The following is a 20,798-nucleotide window of genomic DNA, read 5'->3' on the forward strand; positions in this document are numbered from 1 at the left end:
CAGCCCGAAAGGATCACCGTGCCCTCCTTGGACGTGCCGGCCGCCGGCCCCACCGCGGCCGTCGGCAGCTTCGCGCCGGCCCTGCGCCGGCTCTACCTCGTACGGTTCGGCTTCGCCGTCGTCTGGGCGGCCCTGCTGTTCGCCGACATGTCGCACCTCGGCGCCCTCGGCATCACCCTGCTCGTTCTCTATCCCCTGTTCGACGTCGCCGCGGCGATCGTCGACGCCCGTTCCTCCGGCGCCGGCGGAACGCTCCGCGGGTTGCAGACGAACATCGCGATCAGCACCGTCGCCGCGGCCGCCCTCGCCGTCGCCGGTGCCTCGGGAGTGCCGGCCGTCCTGCGTGTGTGGGGTGCCTGGGCCGTCGTCTCCGGAGCCGTCCAGTTGTTCGTCGGTCTCAGCCGCCGCAAGCGCCGGATGAGCGGCCAGTGGCCGATGATGCTCAGCGGCGGCATCTCCGTACTGGCCGGAACGCAGTTCTTCCTGGGCGCCTCCGCCTCGGATCCTAAGCTGACCAACCTGGGCGGCTACGCCCTCCTCGGCGGCATCTTCTTCCTCGTCTCGGCGCTGCGCCTCGGCCGCACCCGCCAGGCGGACTGACATGGGCGGCACATCGCTCGACACCCCCGCCAGGACGCGCCCGGCCGGCCGCGTCGGGCGCGTCGCGCGGGGCGCGCTGGTCGGCCTGGTGGCCGGCGGCGCGGGCCTGGCGGTCGGTGAACTGGTCGCGGTGGCCACGGGGGAGGCCTCCGCGCCGGTGACGGCGGTCGGGAACTGGGCGATCAGCATCACGCCCACCTGGCTCGAACAGTTCGCGATCCGCAACTTCGGCAGCAACGACAAGACGGTGCTGCTGACCGGCGTCTACACGACGATCGGCATGGGGGCGGCCGCCACCGGCGTACTCGCCCGCGCCCGGCCGACCCTCGCGAGCGTGCTGACCGCCGCGTTCGGCGTCGTCGGCGCGATCGCCGCCGTCACCCGGCCGACGGCGGGCACCAGCTGGCTGTTTCCCTCACTGTGCGCAGGCGTCGCCGCGGCGCTGGTGTTGTGGCGGCTGACCCTCCTGTCACGCAAGGAGTCGCAGCCGTCCGCGGAGTCGGGCGAGAGGCGCCGCTTCGTGATCGGCGCACTCGGTACGACCGCGGGCGCGCTGGTGGCCGGATACGGCGGCAAGGAGTGGATCGAGAAGCGCTACGACGTCGCGAAGGCGCGCGCCAAGGTGGTGCTGCCGACACCGGCCACCGTGCTGCCCGAACCGCCCGCCTCGGTGCATGCGAAGGTCCGCGGCCTCGGTCCCTTCTTCACCCCCACCTCGGAGTTCTACCGGGTCGACACGGCACTCGCCGTTCCGCGCGTGGACCCGAGGGACTGGAAGCTGAGGATCCACGGCATGGTGGACCGCCCGTTCGAGATCACGTTCGACGAACTGCTCTCCTACCGGTTCGAAGAACACGACATGACCCTGACCTGTGTGTCGAACCCGGTCGGCGGACCGTACGTCGGCAACGCGCGCTGGCTCGGCACGCCGCTTGCGCCCCTGCTGCGCCGCGCCGGTGTCCACCGTGGAGCGGACATGATCCTGTCCACCTCCACCGACGGGATGACGATCGGCTCGCCGGTCGAAGCGGTGCTCGACGGCCGGCAGGCCATGCTGGCGATCGCGATGAACGGCGAGGTGCTGCCGACCCAGCACGGCTTCCCCTGCCGAATGCTGATTCCGGGCCTGTACGGATACGTGTCGGCCACCAAATGGCTGACCGATCTGCACCTCACCACCTTCGCGGCCTCCGACGCGTACTGGACACCACGCGGCTACTCGCCGCAGGCCCCGGTCAAGACCGCGTCCCGGATCGACGTGCCGCGGAGCGGGGCGACGGTTCCGGCCGGAACCGTGACGCTCGCCGGGACGGCCTGGGCCACCCACCGCGGCGTCGCCGCCGTGGAGGTGCGGATCGACAACGGTCCCTGGCGGGAGGCGACGCTGACGGCGGCGGACACCCCGGACACCTGGCGGCAGTGGTCGTACGAGTGGACGAACGCGCCCAAGGGTTCGCACAAGGTCGGGGTGCGCGCGACCGACGCCACCGGCGCCGTGCAGACCTCCGCCGTCCAGGGCGTGGTGCCGAACGGCGCCACCGGCCACCACACCCTCACCGTCGAGGTCTCCTGACGGCCACGACCGGCGGCGTGCCCATGCTTCCGCGAGCCGGTCCACCTCACCACCACGACTCGCGACGACCACATCTCGCGTCGCACTCACACACAAGGATGGTCATGCTCCGTACGACTTCCCTGCGCACGCTCGGCCTCGGCCTCTCCCTCGCCGCCCTGGCGACGTTCGCGGCAGCATGCGGTGACTCCTCCGACGACTCGTCGTCCACCGGTGCGAAGACGGCGTCCACGGCGCCGGACTCGGGTGCGAAGCCGGACGCGGGAGCGGCGCCGGACCCGGGTGCGAAGTCGGACCCGGGATCCGAACTGGTCCTGAAGACCGCGAAGGGCAGCGCCGGCATCTGGCTCACCGACACGGCCGGGCGCACGCTGTACCTGAACACCGACGACAAGAAGACGGCGTCCCACTGCTACGACGCGTGCGCCAAGAAGTGGCCGCCGCTCACGACGACCAAGCCGGTGACCGTGACCGGCAAGTACACCGTGCCGAGCAGCCTGGGCACCATCAAGCGGACCGACGGCACGAAGCAGGTCACCTACGGAGGCCACCCGCTGTACTACTACACAGGCGACACCGAGCCCCACCAGATCAAGGGCCAGGGCGTCGACAACAAGTGGTTCCTCATCGGACCCATCGCCAACATCATGAACGGCTCCAAGCCGTAACAACCACCCGTGTGCGCAGGGTAGTTCCTCCGGGCCCGCTGGTGAACCACCAGCGGGCCCGGGCACGAACGGTGGCGGTGTTCACGCCTCCGCGTCGGTGGCGACCCGGTAGCAGTCGCTGCCCAGCACCAGCTTCATCGGGGCCGGCCCCCGGGACACGCTGTCGATCACCTTCGCCGCGACCTCGACCGGATCGCCCGGCACCGGAACGGCCGTGTCCTTTCGGTGACGTCGAGATGCCCGAGCCAGAACCGGTCCCCGTATCTCGCCCGCAGGTCGTCGACCGCCCCCTTCCACCGGACCGTTGCGGGTCTGCCGGCCGGCCACGGCCCGCGCCGGGTGCCGGTACAGCGACGTACTGGCCGCCAACCGTCCGGCCCGGGTCCTGTCGCCGGGCCTGGAGTCGGGAATCAACCGGCTGCATACGGCATCCGCAGGTCGGCCCGATGGAACCCCTGGTCGAAAAGCCGCCCGGCGGTGCTCTTTTCACATCCCACACTGCTGAATGCCAGCACCAGTAGCTGTTGGATTTCTGGATCAGTGATTTCTAGAGTGAGCGGGCGACGTCGCACGGCACCGTCTCCGCGCGAAGACGTCCAGGAGAAACACGCACAAGGATGTCCAGGAGGAGGGAACTCATGCGGCAGCGCACCATCGGTGAGCGGACCGTCTCCGCGGTCGGCCTCGGCGGGATGCCGATGTCGATCGAGGGGCGCCCGGACGCACAGCGTTCGATCGCCACGATTCACGCCGCGCTCGACGCCGGCGTCACCCTGATCGACACGGCCGACGCCTACCACCGCGACGCGCACGAGGTCGGCCACAACGAGGAACTCATCGCCCGGGCGCTGCGCGAGTACGGCGCGGGCGCCGCCGACGTGCTCGTGGCGACGAAGGGCGGTCACCTGCGCCCCGGCGACGGATCGTGGACGCGCAACGGAGACCCGCAGTACCTCAAGCGCGCGGCGAAGGAGTCCGCCCGCCGGCTCGGCGTCGACGCGATCGGCCTCTACCAGTTCCACCGCCCCGACCCCGCCGTGCCCTACGCCGACTCCGTCGGCGCGCTCCGCGAGCTGCTGGAGGAGGGCGTGATCCTGATGGCCGGCATCTCCAACGCCGACATCACCCGGATCGACGTGGCCCGCGAGGTGCTCGGCGGCCGGCTCGTGTCGGTGCAGAACCAGTTCTCGCCCGCGTTCCGCTCCAGCCTGCCGGAGCTCGAGCACTGCGCCGACCTCGGTATCGCGTTCCTGCCGTGGAGCCCGCTGGGCGGCATCGGCAACGCGAAGGACCTCGCGGAGCGCCACGGAGCGTTCCAGCAGGTCGCCGACGAGACCGGCGCGAGCGTCCACCGGGTCGCCCTCGCGTGGGAGCTCGCGCTGGCACCCGTCGTCATCCCGATCCCCGGCGCCTCGCGCCCCGAGAGCATCCGTGACTCGGCCGCCGCGGCCGACCTCGAACTCACGGCCGACCAGATCGCACGCCTGTCCGCCTGACGCGTCCAGGCCACGCACCTCACAGGCCGCGCACCTCCAGGTCACACACCTCCAAGCCACACACCTCCAAGCCACACACCTCCAAGCCACACCGAAAGAGCCATATGAAGACCTTCACCCTGCCCGGCACCGACATGGTGGTCCCGAACGTCGTCCTCGGTCTGATGCGCATCCAGGAGATGAGCGACGAGGCGGTGCGCACGCTCGTGCACACGGCGCGCGACGCCGGCATCACCTTCCTCGACCACGCGGACGTGTACGGCTCGGACACGCACGGCTGCGAGCGCCGGTTCGCGGAAGCACTGGGACTCAGCTCGTCGGAGCGCGAACAGTTCGTCATCCAGTCCAAGGCCGGCATCGTGCGGGACGGCCCGTACTTCGACTTCTCCCACGAGCACATCGTGCGGTCGGTGAACGGCTCGCTCGAGGCGCTCGGCACCGACTACCTCGACATCCTGCTGCTGCACCGCCCCGACGCGCTCGTCGAGCCGGAGGAGGTGGCCCGCGCCTTCGACGAGCTGTCGGCGGCGGGCAAGGTGCGTGCCTTCGGCGTCTCCAACCAGACGCCCCGGCAGCTCGACCTGCTGCGCAAGTACGTCCGGCAGCCGATCGTCGCCAACCAGTTGCAGCTGTCGATCACCCACGCGCCGATGATCGCGCAGGGTGTCGCCGCGAACATGCAGGGCCTGGACCAGTCGCTCGTGCGTGACGACGGAATCGTCGACTACTGCCGCCTGCACGACATCACCATCCAGGCGTGGTCGCCCTTCCAGGCCGGGTTCTTCGACGGCCCGTTCATCGGCTCCGAGCGCCATCCCGAGCTGAACGCCGTGATCGACCGGCTGAGCGAGAAGTACGGCGTGCCGGCCGAGGCGATCGCGGTCGCCTGGATCACGCGCCACCCCGCGCGGATGCAGGTGGTGCTGGGCACCACCACACCGGAGCGGGTCACGGCCGCCGCGCTCGGCTCGGACCTCCCGCTCACCCGCTCCGAGTGGTACGAACTGTTCCGCGCCGCCGGCTACACGGTGCCGTAACCGTCGTCCACTCCCGGGACGCTCTGCGCAGCCGACGGCTGACGCCGCCCCCGGCCCATGCCCTGGGCCGGGGGCGGTCTCGCGGTGCCGTGCCGCCGGGGCCGAGGCGTCCGTCCCCTCAGGCCGCCATCAGCGCCGCCAGGGCTCGGTCCATCGCGGCGTTCAGCTCTTCCGGCGCCAGGGGCAGCCGCGACTTGACGTCCCGGCTCCACTGGTCGGCGAGAACCTCGGCGCAGCCGGCCTCGACCCCGTCGAGCGCCGCGTCGGCCAGGTCCGACGGAGCGATCTTGGCCACGGGCCAGCCCGCGGCCATGTCGGTGTCGGCCAGGCCGAGGTGCACCGCCGTGACGAGCGTGCCCTGCTCGGCCAGCTCCAGACGGACGCCGTTGGTCATGGCCCAGGCGGCGGCCTTGGACAGGTGATACGCGCCGGCACCCCTGCCCCCGAACCACGACATGGCGGAGAGGACGTTGACGATCGCGCCCCCGCCGTTCCCGGCGAGCGCCGGCGCGAACGCCCGGATCATCTCCAGGTGGCCGAACATGTTGGTCTCCAGTTCGTGCCGCACCGCGTCCGGCGAACCGGTCACCAGATCGGCACCCGTGCTGACACCCGCGTTGTTGATCAGCAGTGAGACGTCCGGGGCGGCCTCGGCGGTGGCCCGCACGGATGCGGGGTCGGTGATGTCGAGGGGCAGCACCTCGACGCCGGGCAGGTCCACGGTCTCCGGCCGGCGGGCCGTCGCGTAGACCTTGCGGGCGCCCCGTTCGAGCAGACGCTGGGAAAAGGCGCGGCCCAGGCCGCGGTTGGCGCCGGTGACAAGGGCGACGGAGTTGTTGATGTCCATGCCCGGTACGCTAAAAGCTGACGCCAACGTCAGAGGCAAGTGCCGATCATCAGACCCGGGGTGAGAGGAATCACCATGTCTGCCACAGTGGACGCGACCGAGCGGCTGATCCGCATCGGCGAGGTGGCACGGGGCGCCGGTGTCTCCGTGCGCGCCGTGCGCTACTACGAGCAGCAGGGGCTGCTCACCCCGGAGCGCAGCCCGTCGGGCCAGCGCCTGTACCGGCAGGACGCCATCCCGCTGGTCCGTTTCTTCCAGCAGATGTACGCCGCCGGCCTGACCAGCCGACGGATCACCGAACTCCTTCCGTGCTGGGACGCCGGACACACCGACGCCGACCAACGAGCCATGCTGCGCGTCGAACGCGAGCGCATCCAGGCCAAGATCGAAGACCTGCAGGCCGCCCGGGACCGCCTCGACGAGGTCATCGCCCTCACGGACACGCACCCTTGACGTCCTTTTTCGCCAACGCCGCGCGCTGCGTATGGGAGTCTCCGAGGCCGGTAGAGATACCGGACCTGGTGCCCAGCGGCCGGCGGGTGGACGAGGCGGCGCAGTCGGGTGGAACAGCCGGACGGAGCCCGCCGGCAGCCTGCCGGCCAGGGCGGGTCACCTTTCCCGATGGGCGCGGGTCGGGAAGCTGCGTTGGATCCGCCGGGTCGCTGTGGAGAGGAGTTCGGTGGTGACAAGGGATACGACCACGGCGAGGATGATGAGGGGGAGGGGGCCGGTGTGGCGCACCAGCAGGGCGACGAGTACGACCGAGCTGACCGGCAGGCGCAGTGCCGCGCAGGACGTCGCGGCCATGCCCGCGGCCATCGCCGGGATCACGCCATACCCGGGGAGCGGTGCGAGCAGCACGCCGGCCGCGCCGCCGAGGAACAGCGCGGGGAAGATCGGGCCGCCGCGCAGGCTGCCCAGGCTCAGCGCGTAGGCCGCGCCCTTGAACGCCAGCACCGCGATCAACGCGCCGACCGGCCAGGAGTGCGGGTCCTTGGCGAGCCCGGCCAGTGCGGACTGCCCGGACAGCGCGGCCTCGGCGGGTGAGCGTCCGGTGGCGAGGGCATAGAGCGTGACGCATCCGGCCACGGCTGCGGCGCATACCGCGATCAGCGGCCAGGAGCGGGATGTCGTCTGCGCCGCGATACGTCGGCCGAGTGCGAGCGTGAAGTGCATCGCGATGGCGAGGGCCGCGGCCATCAGCACGGACCAGACCACGTCACCGGTGTCCAGGCGCGGAGGGTCGGGAAGACGGAGGGCGAGACTCTCGATGTGCAGCCCGGTCCAGCGGCCGAAGCCGGTGAAGACGATCGAGCCGATGCCGCTTGCCAGCAGCGCCGGCAGCATCACGGCGAACAGTTGCGGGCCGCCCACTCCGGCGATCTCCATGAGCAGGATCGCGCCGACCAGTGGATTGCCGAAGATCGCCGAGATGGCCGCCGATGAGCCCGCGGCGGCCATCATCTGGTTGCTTCCCCTGGTGGCCGGAGCCCGGGCCAGGTCGCGGAAGAGCAGCGACAGTCCGCCGCCGAGGGCGATCAGCGGTGCCTCGGGGCCGAGCACCACGCCCCACGGCAGGGCGCAGGCGGCTGCCAGCACCACCCCGGGTACGGCAGCCTTGGACGCGCCGCCGAGCTGCAGCCCGTCGGCGGGCACGTGTCCGCCCTGTCCGGGCAGGTGGCGCACCACGAGCGTCACGCCCACCGCCGGCACCACTGCCATCGGCAGCGCCCACCACCACGGCGGGTCGGCCCACCCGGCGTCATGTGGCCAGGCCACCCAGATCAGGTGCTGCAGTTCATGCAGGCCGGCGAGGAAGAAGAACGCCAGCAGCGATACGGGGATGCCGATGACGCCGCAGAACACCAGTGCCCTCAGATAACCGGGTCGGCGCAGCGTCTCTGCCAGAGAGGCCTGCTGCTGGGGCTGTGGCGCGTGGTGCTCCGGGTTCGCGGGCGGGCGGGCGGACTCGGCGATGGCGGCACTCCCGGGTCGGTGGGTGCGGTGGCGCGAGGTGCGTGGGCCCTCGCAGGGAGCGCGACCCTACCGAGCGGCGGGCCACTGCCCCCCTCCGCCACACCCGGCCACCCCGTCCAACCCCTCCGACAGCCTCCGGACATCTGGTGTGCGGCTGCCGGGTCTGGCGCGGCGGGAGCAGAGGCATCAGGCAGGCGTCAGGGGGCCTCGTGTCGGACTTCGTGGTATCGCGCGTACCACCCGGCGGGGCGTGGCGTGGCGTGCGGGAGGATGGTGGGCATGGAGCAACTCGGTGCCGCGCTGCGGGCGTGGCGGGACCGGCTGGACCCCGCGACGGTGGGGTTGGCACACGGCTCACCCCGCCGGGTCCCCGGTCTTCGACGCGCGGAACTGGCGACGCTGGCCGGCATCTCCGTCGAGTACGTGGTCCGGCTGGAGCAGGGCCGCGTGGCGACACCCTCGGCGCAGGTCTGCTCGGCCCTGGCCCGTGCCCTGCACCTGTCCGACGAGGAGCACGCGCACCTCCTCCGCATGGCCGGTCACGCCGCGGATCCGAGCCGGGTCCCGCGCATGATCCCGGGGAGCCTGTACCGGATCGTGGACCAGCTCGCCGGCAACCCGCTGGCGGTCTACGACGCGACCTGGCAGTTGCTGCACTGGAACCCGCTGTTCGCGGCCACGTTCGGCGACCCCACGGTCCGCGGCGCGGGGGACCGCAACGTCCTGGTCTGGCAGTTCCTCGGCGAGCTGCCCCGCGTCCGGCAGACGGCGGCCGAGCGGACGGCGTTCGAGGAGTCCCTCGTCGCCGACCTGCGCGCGACGACGAGCCGGTACCCCGACGACCCGGACCTCGCGGTACTGGTGTCGAGGCTCAACCACAGCCCACGGTTCCGCGAGCTGTGGAACCGCCGGGCGGTGGGCGGCCACGAGAGCGCGCACAAACTCGTCCGGCACCCGGACGTCGGGGACATCGCCCTGAACTCCGACATCCTCAACACCCAGGACACCAACCTCCGCCTCGTGGTGTACACGCCGCAGCCGGGCACCGACGCCGCCGGAAAACTCGAACTCCTCGCGACGCTCGGGGTCCAGAGGATGTCCTCTCGGCGCTGAGTGTCTCCTCGGCGCCGAGTGCCCCTCCGCTGCCGCGTCACGCCGGACCGGACCGTGCTGCTGGGTGGTACGCGCGGTACCAGCAAGACCCGTAGCTCCCGTCGGCGCTCCTGCGTGCCCAGCATGAAGTGCGTGCACAGCGCACGACCGTGCTGTCCGGACCACGAGGAGCCCGCATGACCACCACCTTCATCACCGGGGCCAACAAGTCCCTCGGCTACGAAACCGCCCGTCGCCTCGTCGAGGCGGGACACACCGTCCTCCTCGGCGCCCGCGACCCCGAGCGCGGCCGGGCCGCGGCCGAAACGCTGGGCGTCCGGTTCGTGCGGATCGACGTGACCGACGACGCCTCGGTCCGGGCGGCGGCCGAGAACGTCGCCGCGCACGAGGGAACGCTCGACGTCCTGGTCAACAACGCCGGCGTCCTCGGCACGGTCGGCCCCGTCGAGGACTACACCGCCGCCGACATCAGCGCCGTGCTCGACGTCAACGTCGTCGGACTCGTGCGCGTCACCCACGCCTTCCTCCCGCTGCTGCGCACATCGCCGAACCCCGTCATCGTCAACGTCTCCAGCGGGATGGGCTCCTTCGGCGTGACCCAGGACCCGGCGCGGGTCGAGTCGCGGTACGCCCTGCCCCTCTACTCCGCCTCGAAGGCCGCGGTCACGATGCTCACGACGCAGTACGCCAGGGAACTGAAGGACGTGAAGATCAACGCCGCGGACCCCGGGCAGACCGCGACCGACTTCACCGGCGGCCTCGGACACAGCGTCGCCGAGGGCGCCGAGTCCATCGTGACCCTCGCGACCATCGGCCCGGACGGGCCGACGGGACAGTTCCTCGACCGCTCCGGCAGCCTCCCGTGGTGACGCCACCCGGCGTCCGTCCGCCGTGACGGCCGCGGTCCGCACCTCACCCTTCGGCCGGGTGGGCGGTCCGGCCGCCGACCTGGTCCAGCCAGTCGAGGATGACCTGGAGGGCGAGGCCCTGGTTGCCGATCTGGCAGTGGTTGTGGGCGTGTTCCGCTTCGGTGAAGACGCGGGCGCTGAGCGATCGTGCGGCGTTCAGGGTCAGGATCTGGTCGCCGAGCATGTGCGGGGGAACGTAGTGGTCGGCGGCGCCGGCCAGCAGCAGGACGTCCTGGGTGACCAGGTGCGAGACGTCGTCGGTGCGGTACGCGCGCCAGGCCCTGAAGACCTCGGCCGGTGTGGCGGCGCCCATGACGCGCTTGCCCTGTCCGAGGAACCAGTCGGCGGAGGCCACCGGCAGGTGCCAGTCCGGGGTCATGGGCGTCCCCGCGTCGAGGACGGTGCCCTGGCCCGGCCCGTCGAAGATGACGGTGTCCAGCCCGGCGTCGCGCAGGGCGAGCGCCGCGGGCAGCCATTCGGCGATGTAGCTGTCGTACCCGCCGAACACGACGATCGTGCCGCGCGGCCGGTCGGGGGTGAAGCGGTACGCCGTGAGCCGCGTCGCCCCGTACGGGACCTGGTGGCGGTCGGCGGCGGTGACGCCGTTGCCGGTCTCGGCGTTGTGCAGGAACCGCTGCCGGGCCGGGGCGTACCGCGGGTCGTCCGGGCGGAGGAAGAACTGTGTCGCGCGGGCGTAGTGGGCGGCGGGCAGATGACGGCCGGCGGACAGCGCGGTGTCGCTGAGTGCGAGCATCTCGCGCGTCCAGTCGGCGTAGTCGGCGATGCGGGGCGCCGCCGTCCGCATCTCCTTCAGCATCAGCTCCTCGTTCGCCCAGCCGTGGAACCGGTTGAGCTGGAAGTTGAGCGAGACGTTCGGGTGCAGCGGGTGGTACCCCACCGGGAACCGGCCGGTGATCTCCTGGTCGCCAGTCATCATCTGCATGCCTTTCGTACGCGGTGATCCCCCTGGCCCTTCTGTGGGTGATCCTCGCGGGCCGGGCCTGCCGGGGCGGAGGCTCCGGCACGCCAGGGGGGCGGCTCTGCCGCGCCAAGTCGTCCCGGCGGAACGTCGCCTACGGGACGAGGCTCAGGTGCCAGCGGTGGAGTGCGCCGCGCAGGGCACGGGTGTCGGCGAAGCCGAGCCGTGCCGCGACCGCCTTCCGGCTCAGCCCCTGGGCCGGCAGCGCGGCGGCACGGTCGCGGCGCACGCTGTCGACGAGGTCCCGCCAGGTGGTGCCCTCCTCCGCCAGACGGCGCTGCAGGCTCCGCGGGCTCAGCGCCAGCGCCCCGGCCACGCCGGGCAACGACAGGCCACCGCCGGCCGGCTGGGCGGCGATGACCTGCCGGAGCCTGTCCGCCCAGGGCGAGGGCGGCGACTGCCGGACCAGGACGATGCCTGCGCCGCGATCACGTCGGCCGCGTGCTGCCGCAGAACCGCCCCGAGCCGGGCATCGGCGTCGGGCAGCGGCAGCGACAGGTCGTCGGACGCGAGGGTCATGGCGGTGGTCCCGACACCGAAGTCGAGCCGCCGCGCCCCGAAGGGGTCCGCCAACTCCCGGTGCCGGGCGGGGGCGTTGGACATCAGTGCGACGTGCAGCGGACGGATCTCCCGCCCGGCCACGTACCGCGCCCGGAACAGCACGGCCGCGAGCGCGTACTGGCTGGCCATCGCGTCGACCGGCGAGCGTGGGCGCGTTCGCGACCAGGTAGTCCATCAGGCGCAGCCGCCCGAAGCGCCACTGACCGGCGGCCCTCACTCCGAGACAGGGATCGTCGGCCGCGCCCGGCCCCTGCCGCCACAGCCGGCTGAGGAACTCGGTCGGCACACGGACGTCCTCACCGTCCGGCACACGCCTCTCCAACCCCGCCCCGCCCCGGCCGGGACCGGCACCCGCCGGCCCGGCCCGCAGCAACCGGAACGCGGCCACGTGCGCGGTCGGCCCCGGGGCAAGGCGAGGCGTCCCGGCACACCGAGCGACGGAGGCGCCGGTGCGGGGCGCGGCGCGAGCCTCATGCATCACTCCGTCGTACGAGCGCAGCCGCGGCCTGCCAGGGCCGCCGGTGGTCTGCTCGAACCAGGGCGCCGTCGGCGGGTTCGCCCTCGGTCCCTTCGCCTGGCGTACCACCGTTTTCGGCGGATTCCCGGTCGGCTCAGCCGGCGGTATGGGCGGGGTAGTCGGTGTAGCCCTCGGCCTGGCCGGCGTAGTGGGTGTCCCGGTCGTCGGCGGCCAGCGGGTGGCCGTGCGTAAAGCGTTCGACCAGGTCGGGGTTGGCGATGAAGGGGGCGCCGAAGGAGACCGCGTCGACGACGCCGTGGGCGAGGATCTCGTTGCCGAGGGCCTGGGTGAAGCCGAGGTTGGCGATGATGCTGCCCTGGTAGTGGGCGCGGTAGCGGGAGAAGAGGGTGAGGCGTTCCTCGAGGGTGCCGGGGGCGCCCTGGAGGTGCAGATAGGCCAGGTCGTTGTCGTTGAGCCTCTTGAGGAGCTGGTCGTAGTCGGCGAGTGTCTCCTCGTCCGCGGTGAAGGCGGTGCCGCTCGTCCAGAGCGGGGACATCTTCACGCCGACGCGGTCGCTTCCCCACACGTCGCCGACGGCGTCGAGGACGTCGAGGAGGAAGCGGGCCCGCTTCTCGCTGCTGCCGCCGTAGGCGTCGGCGCGCCGGTTGAGGCGGGGGTTGAGGAACTGCGGGATCAGGTGAGAGACCTGGGCGTGGAGTTCCACGCCGTCGAAGCCGGCGCGGCGGGCGTTCTCGGCGGCGTGACGGTAGTCGGCGATGGTGCTCGCTATCTCGGCGGCGGTGAAGGCGCGCGGGGTGAGGGTGTCCTTCGGGCCGGAGGGGGTGAAGGACATCTCGCCGGGGTTGACGGCCGAGGGCCCGGCGGGCAGGCGGCCGCCGAGGTGGTCGGGGTGGGAGACCGCCCCGACGTGCCCGAGCTGGGAGACGATCCGCCCGCCCGCCTCGTGGACGGCTTCGGTGACCTTCGCCCAGCCGGCGGTCTGCGTGTCCGTGTAGATGCCGGGGACGTTGATGAAGCCGATCGCGTCGGGACTGACCCAGGTCCCCTCGGTGACGATCAGCCCCGCGCCCGCGCGCTGCGCGTAGTAGGTGGCATGCAGGTTGGTGGGGGTCAGCTCGGCGTTGTGGGCGCGGGAGCGGGTCATGGGGGCCATGACGACGCTGTTGGGGAGTTCCAGCGCGCCGAGGCGGACGGGCTGGAGCAGGGGCTGGGTGGTCATGAGCAACGTCCTTGTGTGGAAGGGGAGATGAGAAGAGGAGCGGGGATCCGGGAGGACCCGGCTCAGTCCTGTTTGAGGGCGTGCAGGGCGGAGAGCGGGCCGCCGAGCTGCATGAGGCGTCCGCCCTCGCGCAGGGAGCCGAGGTCGACGGGGGCGAAGCCGAAGCCGGCGGTGAGGTCCGCGACGGTCCTCTTGGCGTCGGCGTCGTCGCCGGCGAGGAACAGCACCTGGCGTCCGGCCCCGTGGCGCGGGTCGGCGGCGATGTACGGGGCGTAGAGGGTGTTGAACGCTTTGACGACGCGGGCTCCGGGAAGCAGTGAGGCCACGTATTCGCTGCCGGTCAGCTCACCCAGGTCGGCGATCTCCGGGTGCGGGGGAGGGGCGGCGAACTGGTTGGTGGCGTCGATGACGACGCGGCCGCCGAAGTGCGGCAGTCCGGCCGTCGCGTCCAGGACCTGGGGCCAGCCGACCGCGAGGAGTACGAGCTCCGCCGCGGCGGCCTCCTGCGGGGTGCCGGCGTGGGCGAGCGGTCCGAGTTCGTCGGCGAGGCCGGTCAGGGAGGCGGGGCCGCGGCTGTTGCTCAGTACGACCTGGTGGCCGTGGGCCACGGCATGACGGGCGATGGCCTGGGCGACGGTGCCGGCGCCGAGAGTTCCGATCTTCATGACAGGTGCCCTTCTTGGGGTTTGCGGGGTTCTCCGGGTTCAGGCGGCGGGGCTGGTGAGCAGGACGGTTCCGCTCTTGCCGGGGCGGCGGACATGGTCGATGGCCTGCGCGAAGTCGGCGAGGTCGTAGCGGCCCGCGACCTCGAAGAGGTCCGGTTCGGTCGCGGCGAGACGGGCTGCGAAGGCGACGTCCTCGGCCCGCTCCTCGGGCGTGCGGGCCATCCACTGCTCGATGGACACGCCCCGCACGGTCAGGGCGCGCGGTGTCAGCGCGAGTGACTCCAGCGGCGTGCTGCCGTCGCCGAGCTGTCCATAGGTGATCAGTGTGCCGCCGTCGTCGAGCAGCCCGGCCAGCTCACCGGTCAGGGAGCCGCCCACCGCGTCCAGTACGACCCGGGCACCCCGGCCGCCGGTGGCGTCCCGGACCTGGGCGCGCCAGTCCGCGTCGTCCGTCGAAAGGGCCGGTATGCCGGGGAAACGCCGGCGCAGGGTCTGTGCCCCCGTGGCGCTGCGCACCAGGTTGACCAGCGGGATGCCGTGCTCACGTGCCGCGGCGCTGACGAGTTTTCCCACCGACGAGCCGGCGGCGGTCTGCACCACCGGGCCCGCCTGCCCGTCGCGCTGGGCCTCTTCGACCGCGCGCAGCAGGGTGAGCAGGGTGAGCGGGTTGACCAGCATGAGGGCCGCGGTCTCGTCGTCGACGCCCTCGGGTACCGGCACCACCAGTTCGGACGGCACCGTCACGAGTTCGCTCCACGCACCCGGCACCGGGAAGAACGCGACCCGCTGACCGGGCCGCAGCTCCCGTACCCCCTCGCCGGCACTCTCGATGACGCCCATCCCCTCCAGGCCGGCAATCCGCGGCTTGGCGAACGGCCCTCGCGGCGCACCCGGGAAGCCCTGCACCACCGCGAGGTCGCCGGGGTGGACGGGCCGGGACAGCACCCGTACCCGTACCTGCCCGGCGGCGGGCGGGTGAGGGGGCGGCTGCTCGCTGAGGCGCAGTACACGTCCGGCTTCCGCGTGCTGGTCGTAGACGATGGCGCGCATGGTGCTCCCGTTCCACAGAGTATTGATGATGAGTGTCATCGTAATACTGGTTATAATGAGAGCCGTCATCGAAAAGGTCAAATCGAGAGCGACGACGAGAGGACGGCCATGCCGCGGATCACCAAGGAGGACAAGGCCCGCAACCGGCAGAACATCCTCGAGGCGGCGGGCCGCATGTTCCGCTCGCAGGGCATCGACGCGGTGGGCATCGCCGAGCTGATGAAGGAGGCCGGACTCACCCACGGCGGTTTCTACAACCACTTCGCGTCCAAGAACGACCTGGTCGTGGAGGTGTGCGGAGCCTCCTTCGCCGCATCGCTCGGAGTCCTGGCCCAGGAGATCGAGGACGGCCCGGACCGGCACGGCTCCCCGCTGACGCGGGTCGTGGCCGGATACCTGTCCACCGCACACCGTGATGCCCCGGACGGTGGCTGCCCCTCCGCGTCCCTGGTCACGGACGCCGGACGGCACAGCGAAGCCGTGCAGAGCGCGTACGCGGTGGGGGTCGAGGGCTACCTCGCCGGCTTCGCCGCCGAATTCGTGCGCGAAGCCGAGCAGGAGGGCCGCACACTCACCCCGGACGAGGCCCGCCGCAAGGCCATGCGTCTGCTCAGCGAAATGGTCGGCGCCCTGACGCTCGCCCGCGCCGTACGCCACGTCGAGCCCGAACTCTCCGAGGAGATCCTACGAGCCGGCCACCGACAGGCCCTCGACTGACGCCGGCTCAGAGGACACCCGAAGCGAACGGGCCGCTCGCCGCCCCCGGCGCCCTATTTGGCCCGAGCACGAACTTCCGCGTGTGACGCGGCGGTTCAACGGGACTTGTCCGGCCGATCATTGTCCAGTGCCACTGAACCTTGACCGTTTGCCACCGAAGTCTGACCACTGGTGGTTCCCGCCTGTGAAGTTCGGCCAGAGGGACTCGGTGGTCTGGAGGGGCGGTGGGGGCACCGCCGTACGCGAGCGATACCATCCAGCGCCATGCGTCCGCCCAGCTCGGGCTGATCCGTTGACGTCGTCACGTTGTCCGTTGTTGGCAAGGAAACCCTCGTGAACACATCTCGTACTTTGATCGTCGGGGCCGGAATATCCGGTCTGGCGCTGGCCAAAGCTCTTCTGGACCGCGGATTACCGGTGGAGGTCGTTGAGCGCCGCGCCGCCGAAGGACAGACCCTCGGCACCGGTCTCTACCTTCCGGCGAACGCCGTCCGTACACTCCGGGGCATCGGCGTGGGGGACCAGGTGGCCGAGCGCGCGGAACCCGTGACGTGGCAGCGGCTCCAGGACCAGCGCGGGCGCCCGCTCGCCGAGTTCGAGGTCGGCCGGATCTGGGGCGAGGTCGGCCGCTGCCTGGCGATCACCCGGAGCGATCTGCACGAGGTGTTGCGTACGGCCGTCGACGGCACCGTCGTCCGTCACAACACCGAGGTGAGGTCCGTGTCCGACGACGGAACCGTGACTTTCGCGGGCGGCGCAAGCGGCACGTACGACTTGGTGGTGGGTGCGGACGGCATCAACTCCGCCGTGCGGCGCTCCCTTTTCGGCGGTCCCGAACCGCGTTTCCTGGGCCAGTTGTGCTGGCGGTTCATCGCCGAGGACACCGCCGCGACACCGGGCATCACCGACTGGACCGCGCGCCTGGGCGGCAAGGGCCGCACATTCCTGACCGTGCGGCTCAACGGTGGCCGCGTCTACTGCTACGCCGACATCAACAGCCCCGTCCCCACCGCTCCGGCCGGCGACTGGCGCACCCTCTTCGCCGACTTCGGCGGTCCCGTCCCGCGCTTGCTCGAGCAGGGCGCCAACGCGCACTTCGCCGCGCTGCACGAGAGCGAGAACACGGTCTGGACGCGTCCCGGCGCCGTCCTTGTAGGCGATGCCGCCCACGCCTTCTCCCCGAGCATGGCTCAGGGCGGCGCGATGGCCCTCGAAGACGCCCTGGTGCTCGCCGACACTCTCGCGACCGGATCTGATGTCCCCACGGCCCTCGCGGCCTTCCAGGCCCGGCGAGCCGGCCGGGTCGCCTGGGTGGTGAGCCAGAACCACCGCCGTGACAAGGCCCGCAACCTGCCCACCCCGCTGCGCAACTTCACGCTCCGCCGGGCCGGGGAGCGCCTCTTCAAGGCCAACCACGCCCCCCTGCACGCCCTCCCGTAGCCGGCCCCGGAAACCGTGGTAGTCGATCACCGTCAAAGTTCGGTGGCAAACGGTCAAGGGTCAATGGCAGGTGAACCCGCCGCGCGAGCGGTCCAGGCCCGCCGTGCCGTGGACAACCGCATCGGCACCGACTGCAAGGTCTCGATGTGCGGACGGCCCGGCCGAGCGGGAGCGGCCGGGCCTCCTCGCGACTGTGTCAGTCCGTCGCCGCACGGTCGTTCGGCCCGCGGCGGCGCAGGTCGGGTTCGGTCAGGGCGGGCGGCACGTAGGAGACGTCGAGAGGGCTCAGGTCCACGCCGGGCGGGACGACTTCGTCGATCGCGTCGAGGATGTCGTCGTCGAGGACGGTGCCGGCGCCGGCGAGCAGGTCGTCGAGGTGGGCCATGGTGCGTGGGCCGATGATCGCCGAGGTGACCGCGGGGTGGCTGAGGACGAAGGCCATGGCCAGGTGGGTCAGTGACAGGCCGGCCTGTTCGGCGATCGGGACGAGCCGTTCGACGGCGTCGAGCTTGTTCCTGTCGGTCAGATGCTTGGGCACGAACCGCATGCGCACCGCCGAGGGCCGTTCCTGGCTGCCCTCGCGGTAGCGGCCGGTGAGCAGGCCCATGGCCAGCGGGCTCCAGACGAGGGTGCCCAGCCCATAGCGTTCGCAGACCGGCAGGACGTCGCGTTCGATCCCGCGGTTGAGGATCGAGTAGGGCGGCTGTTCGGTGCGGAAGCGTGCCAGGTTGCGCCGCTCCGCGACCCATTGGGCCTCGACAATCTGCGCGGCGGGCAGGCTGGAGTGGCCGATGGCGCGTACCTTGCCGGCCCGGACCAGGTCGGTGAGGGCGGCCAGGGTTTCCTCGACATCGGTGCCGGGGTCGGGGTGGTGGACCTGGTACAGGTCGATGTGATCGACCCCGAGGCGGCGCAGCGATGCCTCGACGGCGGTGACGACATAGCGGCGCGAACTGCCGCGCTGGTTGGGGTCGGTACCCATGGGGCCGTTGAATTTGGTGGCGAGTACGACGTCGTCGCGCCGGCCGCGCAGCGCCGTGCCGACGATGCGCTCGCTTTCGCCGTTCCCGCCGTAGACGTCGGCGGTGTCGATGACGTTGATGCCCGCGTCGAGCGCCTTGTGGATGATCTTGACGCAGTCGTCGGGGTCGGGGTTGCCCAGAGGGCCGAACATCATGGTGCCGAGGCAGTAGGGGCTGACCTGGATTCCGGTGCGGCCCAGGGGGCGAGTGCGCATGGTGTTCCTTCCGAGGCCGCATCCGGTCCGGGGCGGGGTGAAGCGGGGGCTTGTTGCCTCGGACCGGATGCGGGGGCGGGGGCGGGGGCTTGGTCAGCCGGCGTGGGCGGCGTTGACCTGGAGGATCCAGGTGACGCCGAAGCGGTCGGTGAGCATCCCGAAGCCGGGGCTGAACGGTGACGGGCCGAACTTCTCGACGATCTCGGCGCCCTCGGAGAGCTTGTCCCACAGTGGGGTGATCTCCTCGGCGGTGTCGCCGCCGAGGGCGACGAAGAACCGTTCGCCGGTCAGCGTCAGGCCGTTCTCGCGGGTGGTGGCCGTGGGCGGGGCGGCGGGGGCGGCATTGCTGGGGACGTCGTAGGCCAGGATGGCGAAGCCGTTGGCGCCGGTGACCTGGCCGAAGACGATCTTGTCGGCGTCGGGCAGGTTCTTGGGCATGCCGAAGTCGCTGTACGTGACGGCCGTGAGCCGGCCGCCGAACACCGACTGGTAGAACTCCAGCGCCGCGCGGGCGTCGCCGCGGAAGTTGAGGTGCGTGTGGGTGGTGAGCGCCATGGTGAGGACTCCTTGTCGAGGGTGAGGGTCTGCGTGTGCGGAGAAGAGAGAAAAGGGAGGCATCGGACAGGAATGGGCCGCCGGGGCGGTGTTGCCCGTTTCAGAGGGCCAGCAGGACGACGCTGACGATCACGCTGCCGAGGGTGTTGTAGGTGCCGGAGATCGCCGCGTAGAAGAGCGGCCGGGGAAAGTTGGGATTGATGGCGATGTTCACCGTGTTGGCGGTGAGGTAGCCGAGGCCGGTGATGAGGCCGAACAGCAGTGCGTCACCGTAGGTGTCGATGTGCAGGGCGGCCATCAGGACCGCGCTGGTGAGGGTGATGACCAGCGCCGACAGCGGAGGACCGGCGAAGAACAGCGGCGACGTCTGCGGCTTGGCGTCGGCGGCGCGGCCGAGGGATCGGTTGTAGGCCTTGGGGAACAGCAGCGCGAACCAGACGCCGCCGAGTGCCGCGAAGGCGAGGAAGCCGACCAGGATTCCGGCCCAGTTCACATCGCCCAGAACGTCGAACATGCTGCTCACTCCGTACTCGAGGGTGGCCGGTGTCGTCCGGCCATGAACAGAGATTCGCAGCCATAGGTGTCAGGATGTGGCACCTACTCGGGGGAGAATCACCGGCATGCCGAAAACATCCGCCCGTCTCCTGGCGTTGCTCTCCCTGCTGCAGACCCGCCGGGACTGGCCCGGCACGCTGCTGGCCGACCGTCTGGACGTCAGCCTGCGCACCGTGCGCCGTGACGTGGACCGGCTGCGCGAGCTCGGCTATCCCATCGCCGCCGTCAAGGGCCCCGACGGCGGCTACCGGCTCGACGCCGGCACCGAGCTGCCGCCGTTGTTGTTCGACGACGAGCAGGCCGTCGCACTGAGCATCGCCCTGCAGGTCACCGCCGCCTCGGGCGGTGGCCTCGCCGAAGCCGCCCGGCGGGCGCTGAACACCCTCGGGCAGGTCATGCCCTCCCGGCTGCGCCACCGCATCGCGGTCCTGCGCGTCACCGCGGTCGAACCGCCCGCCGCCGGGCCGGCCGCTCCGGTCGACGTCGGCGTCCTCGCGGCGATCAGCGCCGCCGTCCACACCCATGAGGTGCTGCGCTTCGACTACGGCTCCGAGGATGCGGACAAGACCCTGCGCCGGGCCGAGCCCCACCACGTCGTCACCCGGAACGGGCGCTGGTACCTCATCGCCTGGGACCTCGACCGCGAGGACTGGCGCACCTTCCGCGCCGACCGCATCACCCCGCGCACACCCAACGGGCCCCGCTTCACCCCACGCGCGCTGCCCGGCGGGGACGTCGCGACCTACGTGACCGGCACGTTCCGCGGCTCCGACGGCACGACCGCCGGCTGGCCCTGCCAGGGCACCGTGATCCTCGACCTGCCCGCCGCCGAGGTGGCCCTCTACACCCGCGAGGGCATCGTCGAAGAAGCCGGCCCGCACCGGTGCATGCTCACTCTCGGAGCATGGTCATGGGCAAGCCTCGCCGCCACCATCGCCTGTTACGACGCCGACATCGAAGTCGTCGCTCCCCCCGAACTGACCGAGGCGTTCGCCCACCTGGCCGACCGGTGCGCCAACGCCGCGGCCGGCCGCGGCCACGCGACTTCCCGGACACAGACGTGAGAAGCTCGCGCCGTCCCGTGAACAGTCTGTTGCGGCATGCCGCGCGCATGGGTTGAGGC

At 71.5% G+C, this 20,798-nt stretch carries 23 protein-coding genes; 11 read left to right on the forward strand and 12 right to left on the reverse strand.

Annotated features, from left to right (window positions below):
• Positions 1–18: 18 nt before the first annotated feature.
• The 3 genes from OIE12_RS33155 to OIE12_RS33165 all read left to right on the forward strand — a co-directional run bounded on the left by OIE12_RS33155 (position 19) and on the right by OIE12_RS33165 (position 2,841).
• Positions 19–600 carry a DUF308 domain-containing protein gene (locus OIE12_RS33155; RefSeq protein ID WP_443054006.1) on the forward strand — a complete coding sequence of 194 codons (582 nt, stop codon included), beginning with the start codon at positions 19–21 and terminating at the stop codon, positions 598–600.
• Between the two features lies 1 nt (position 601).
• Positions 602–2,173 carry a molybdopterin-dependent oxidoreductase gene (locus OIE12_RS33160; protein ID WP_329141648.1) on the forward strand — a complete coding sequence of 524 codons (1,572 nt, stop codon included), beginning with the start codon at positions 602–604 and terminating at the stop codon, positions 2,171–2,173.
• 104 nt (positions 2,174–2,277) lie between these two features.
• The gene (locus tag OIE12_RS33165) at positions 2,278–2,841 is read left to right on the forward strand and encodes a COG4315 family predicted lipoprotein (protein WP_329141649.1); all 564 of its coding nucleotides are present in this window, start codon (positions 2,278–2,280) and stop codon (positions 2,839–2,841) included.
• 81 nt (positions 2,842–2,922) lie between these two features.
• On the opposite strand, the gene OIE12_RS33170 is transcribed toward OIE12_RS33165, so the two are convergent.
• Positions 2,923–3,045 (reverse strand): hypothetical protein, encoded by a 123-nt coding sequence (locus OIE12_RS33170; RefSeq protein WP_329141650.1) that lies wholly within the window; start codon positions 3,043–3,045, stop codon positions 2,923–2,925.
• A gap of 434 nt (positions 3,046–3,479) precedes the next feature.
• Between OIE12_RS33170 and OIE12_RS33175 the strand changes: the two genes are divergently transcribed.
• Both OIE12_RS33175 and OIE12_RS33180 read left to right on the forward strand, forming a co-directional pair.
• The gene (locus tag OIE12_RS33175) at positions 3,480–4,337 is read left to right on the forward strand and encodes an aldo/keto reductase (protein WP_329141651.1); all 858 of its coding nucleotides are present in this window, start codon (positions 3,480–3,482) and stop codon (positions 4,335–4,337) included.
• 104 nt (positions 4,338–4,441) lie between these two features.
• A complete protein-coding gene (locus tag OIE12_RS33180; protein WP_329141652.1) occupies positions 4,442–5,374 on the forward strand; it encodes an aldo/keto reductase in 933 nt (310 codons plus the stop codon).
• 118 nt (positions 5,375–5,492) lie between these two features.
• On the opposite strand, the gene OIE12_RS33185 is transcribed toward OIE12_RS33180, so the two are convergent.
• Positions 5,493–6,221, reverse strand: coding sequence for an SDR family oxidoreductase (locus OIE12_RS33185; RefSeq protein WP_329141653.1), 729 nt, complete (start codon positions 6,219–6,221; stop codon positions 5,493–5,495).
• A gap of 75 nt (positions 6,222–6,296) precedes the next feature.
• Here OIE12_RS33185 and OIE12_RS33190 point away from each other — a divergent pair, with 75 nt between their 5' ends.
• On the forward strand, positions 6,297–6,674 hold the full coding sequence (locus OIE12_RS33190) for a MerR family DNA-binding transcriptional regulator (protein WP_329141654.1): 378 nt from the start codon (positions 6,297–6,299) through the stop codon (positions 6,672–6,674).
• A 156-nt stretch (positions 6,675–6,830) separates the two neighbouring features.
• Here the strand turns inward: OIE12_RS33190 and OIE12_RS33195 are convergent, their stop codons facing one another.
• Complete coding sequence (locus OIE12_RS33195) at positions 6,831–8,087, reverse strand: chloride channel protein (RefSeq protein WP_329141655.1); 1,257 nt, start codon at positions 8,085–8,087, stop codon at positions 6,831–6,833.
• A 390-nt stretch (positions 8,088–8,477) separates the two neighbouring features.
• Here OIE12_RS33195 and OIE12_RS33200 point away from each other — a divergent pair, with 390 nt between their 5' ends.
• Both OIE12_RS33200 and OIE12_RS33205 read left to right on the forward strand, forming a co-directional pair.
• The gene (locus OIE12_RS33200) at positions 8,478–9,311 is read left to right on the forward strand and encodes a helix-turn-helix domain-containing protein (RefSeq protein ID WP_329141656.1); all 834 of its coding nucleotides are present in this window, start codon (positions 8,478–8,480) and stop codon (positions 9,309–9,311) included.
• A gap of 176 nt (positions 9,312–9,487) precedes the next feature.
• Complete coding sequence (locus OIE12_RS33205) at positions 9,488–10,180, forward strand: SDR family NAD(P)-dependent oxidoreductase (protein ID WP_329141657.1); 693 nt, start codon at positions 9,488–9,490, stop codon at positions 10,178–10,180.
• A 43-nt stretch (positions 10,181–10,223) separates the two neighbouring features.
• Here OIE12_RS33205 and OIE12_RS33210 read toward each other — a convergent pair whose 3' ends face one another.
• The 6 genes from OIE12_RS33210 to OIE12_RS33235 all read right to left on the reverse strand — a co-directional run bounded on the left by OIE12_RS33210 (position 10,224) and on the right by OIE12_RS33235 (position 15,210).
• A complete protein-coding gene (locus OIE12_RS33210) occupies positions 10,224–11,162 on the reverse strand; it encodes an alpha/beta hydrolase (RefSeq protein ID WP_329141658.1) in 939 nt (312 codons plus the stop codon).
• A gap of 130 nt (positions 11,163–11,292) precedes the next feature.
• Positions 11,293–11,514 carry a helix-turn-helix domain-containing protein gene (locus OIE12_RS33215; RefSeq protein WP_329141659.1) on the reverse strand — a complete coding sequence of 74 codons (222 nt, stop codon included), beginning with the start codon at positions 11,512–11,514 and terminating at the stop codon, positions 11,293–11,295.
• Entirely contained in the window at positions 11,493–11,888 is a 396-nt protein-coding gene (locus OIE12_RS33220) for a hypothetical protein (RefSeq protein ID WP_329141660.1), read from the reverse strand. The genes OIE12_RS33215 and OIE12_RS33220 overlap by 22 nt, the downstream gene beginning before the upstream one ends.
• 482 nt (positions 11,889–12,370) lie before the next feature.
• The gene (locus OIE12_RS33225; protein ID WP_329141661.1) at positions 12,371–13,456 is read right to left on the reverse strand and encodes an alkene reductase; all 1,086 of its coding nucleotides are present in this window, start codon (positions 13,454–13,456) and stop codon (positions 12,371–12,373) included.
• A gap of 62 nt (positions 13,457–13,518) precedes the next feature.
• Positions 13,519–14,121, reverse strand: coding sequence for an NADPH-dependent F420 reductase (locus OIE12_RS33230; RefSeq protein ID WP_329141662.1), 603 nt, complete (start codon positions 14,119–14,121; stop codon positions 13,519–13,521).
• A gap of 39 nt (positions 14,122–14,160) precedes the next feature.
• Positions 14,161–15,210, reverse strand: coding sequence for an alcohol dehydrogenase catalytic domain-containing protein (locus OIE12_RS33235; protein WP_329141663.1), 1,050 nt, complete (start codon positions 15,208–15,210; stop codon positions 14,161–14,163).
• 69 nt (positions 15,211–15,279) lie between these two features.
• On the opposite strand from OIE12_RS33235, the gene OIE12_RS33240 reads away from it, so the two are divergent.
• Together OIE12_RS33240 and OIE12_RS33245 are read left to right on the forward strand one after the other, a co-directional pair.
• The gene (locus OIE12_RS33240; protein ID WP_329141664.1) at positions 15,280–15,888 is read left to right on the forward strand and encodes a TetR/AcrR family transcriptional regulator; all 609 of its coding nucleotides are present in this window, start codon (positions 15,280–15,282) and stop codon (positions 15,886–15,888) included.
• A 333-nt stretch (positions 15,889–16,221) separates the two neighbouring features.
• On the forward strand, positions 16,222–17,328 hold the full coding sequence (locus OIE12_RS33245; protein ID WP_329141665.1) for an FAD-dependent monooxygenase: 1,107 nt from the start codon (positions 16,222–16,224) through the stop codon (positions 17,326–17,328).
• A gap of 196 nt (positions 17,329–17,524) precedes the next feature.
• Here the strand turns inward: OIE12_RS33245 and OIE12_RS33250 are convergent, their stop codons facing one another.
• The 3 genes from OIE12_RS33250 to OIE12_RS33260 all read right to left on the reverse strand — a co-directional run bounded on the left by OIE12_RS33250 (position 17,525) and on the right by OIE12_RS33260 (position 19,634).
• Entirely contained in the window at positions 17,525–18,565 is a 1,041-nt protein-coding gene (locus OIE12_RS33250; RefSeq protein ID WP_329141666.1) for an aldo/keto reductase, read from the reverse strand.
• 93 nt (positions 18,566–18,658) lie between these two features.
• Positions 18,659–19,120, reverse strand: a complete 462-nt coding sequence (locus tag OIE12_RS33255; RefSeq protein WP_329141667.1) for a VOC family protein — start codon at positions 19,118–19,120, stop codon at positions 18,659–18,661.
• A 100-nt stretch (positions 19,121–19,220) separates the two neighbouring features.
• Positions 19,221–19,634: a DUF1761 domain-containing protein gene (locus OIE12_RS33260; RefSeq protein ID WP_329141668.1), complete on the reverse strand. Its 414-nt coding sequence runs from the start codon at positions 19,632–19,634 to the stop codon at positions 19,221–19,223.
• Positions 19,635–19,740: 106 nt separating this feature from the next.
• Here OIE12_RS33260 and OIE12_RS33265 point away from each other — a divergent pair, with 106 nt between their 5' ends.
• Positions 19,741–20,739 carry a helix-turn-helix transcriptional regulator gene (locus OIE12_RS33265; RefSeq protein WP_329141669.1) on the forward strand — a complete coding sequence of 333 codons (999 nt, stop codon included), beginning with the start codon at positions 19,741–19,743 and terminating at the stop codon, positions 20,737–20,739.
• Positions 20,740–20,798: the final 59 nt, after the last annotated feature.

This window comes from Streptomyces sp. NBC_00670 (assembly GCF_036226765.1).
In the GTDB taxonomy this organism is placed as follows: domain Bacteria; phylum Actinomycetota; class Actinomycetes; order Streptomycetales; family Streptomycetaceae; genus Streptomyces.

Excerpts from the sequence above, each read along its gene's own strand:
- OIE12_RS33200 (WP_329141656.1), top strand. The coding sequence starts at position 8,478 with ATGGAGCAACTCGGTGCCGCGCTGCGGGCGTGGCGGGACCGGCTGGAC.
- OIE12_RS33260 (WP_329141668.1), bottom strand. The coding sequence starts at position 19,634 with ATGTTCGACGTTCTGGGCGATGTGAACTGGGCCGGAATCCTGGTCGGC.
- OIE12_RS33160 (WP_329141648.1), top strand. The coding sequence starts at position 602 with ATGGGCGGCACATCGCTCGACACCCCCGCCAGGACGCGCCCGGCCGGC.
- OIE12_RS33165 (WP_329141649.1), top strand. The coding sequence starts at position 2,278 with ATGCTCCGTACGACTTCCCTGCGCACGCTCGGCCTCGGCCTCTCCCTC.
- OIE12_RS33185 (WP_329141653.1), bottom strand. The coding sequence starts at position 6,221 with ATGGACATCAACAACTCCGTCGCCCTTGTCACCGGCGCCAACCGCGGC.
- OIE12_RS33265 (WP_329141669.1), top strand. The coding sequence starts at position 19,741 with ATGCCGAAAACATCCGCCCGTCTCCTGGCGTTGCTCTCCCTGCTGCAG.
- OIE12_RS33250 (WP_329141666.1), bottom strand. The coding sequence starts at position 18,565 with ATGCGCACTCGCCCCCTGGGCCGCACCGGAATCCAGGTCAGCCCCTAC.
- OIE12_RS33230 (WP_329141662.1), bottom strand. The coding sequence starts at position 14,121 with ATGAAGATCGGAACTCTCGGCGCCGGCACCGTCGCCCAGGCCATCGCC.
- OIE12_RS33190 (WP_329141654.1), top strand. The coding sequence starts at position 6,297 with ATGTCTGCCACAGTGGACGCGACCGAGCGGCTGATCCGCATCGGCGAG.
- OIE12_RS33235 (WP_329141663.1), bottom strand. The coding sequence starts at position 15,210 with ATGACACTCATCATCAATACTCTGTGGAACGGGAGCACCATGCGCGCC.
- OIE12_RS33240 (WP_329141664.1), top strand. The coding sequence starts at position 15,280 with ATGCCGCGGATCACCAAGGAGGACAAGGCCCGCAACCGGCAGAACATC.
- OIE12_RS33175 (WP_329141651.1), top strand. The coding sequence starts at position 3,480 with ATGCGGCAGCGCACCATCGGTGAGCGGACCGTCTCCGCGGTCGGCCTC.
- OIE12_RS33205 (WP_329141657.1), top strand. The coding sequence starts at position 9,488 with ATGACCACCACCTTCATCACCGGGGCCAACAAGTCCCTCGGCTACGAA.
- OIE12_RS33180 (WP_329141652.1), top strand. The coding sequence starts at position 4,442 with ATGAAGACCTTCACCCTGCCCGGCACCGACATGGTGGTCCCGAACGTC.
- OIE12_RS33220 (WP_329141660.1), bottom strand. The coding sequence starts at position 11,888 with ATGGCCAGCCAGTACGCGCTCGCGGCCGTGCTGTTCCGGGCGCGGTAC.
- OIE12_RS33210 (WP_329141658.1), bottom strand. The coding sequence starts at position 11,162 with ATGCAGATGATGACTGGCGACCAGGAGATCACCGGCCGGTTCCCGGTG.
- OIE12_RS33225 (WP_329141661.1), bottom strand. The coding sequence starts at position 13,456 with ATGACCACCCAGCCCCTGCTCCAGCCCGTCCGCCTCGGCGCGCTGGAA.
- OIE12_RS33255 (WP_329141667.1), bottom strand. The coding sequence starts at position 19,120 with ATGGCGCTCACCACCCACACGCACCTCAACTTCCGCGGCGACGCCCGC.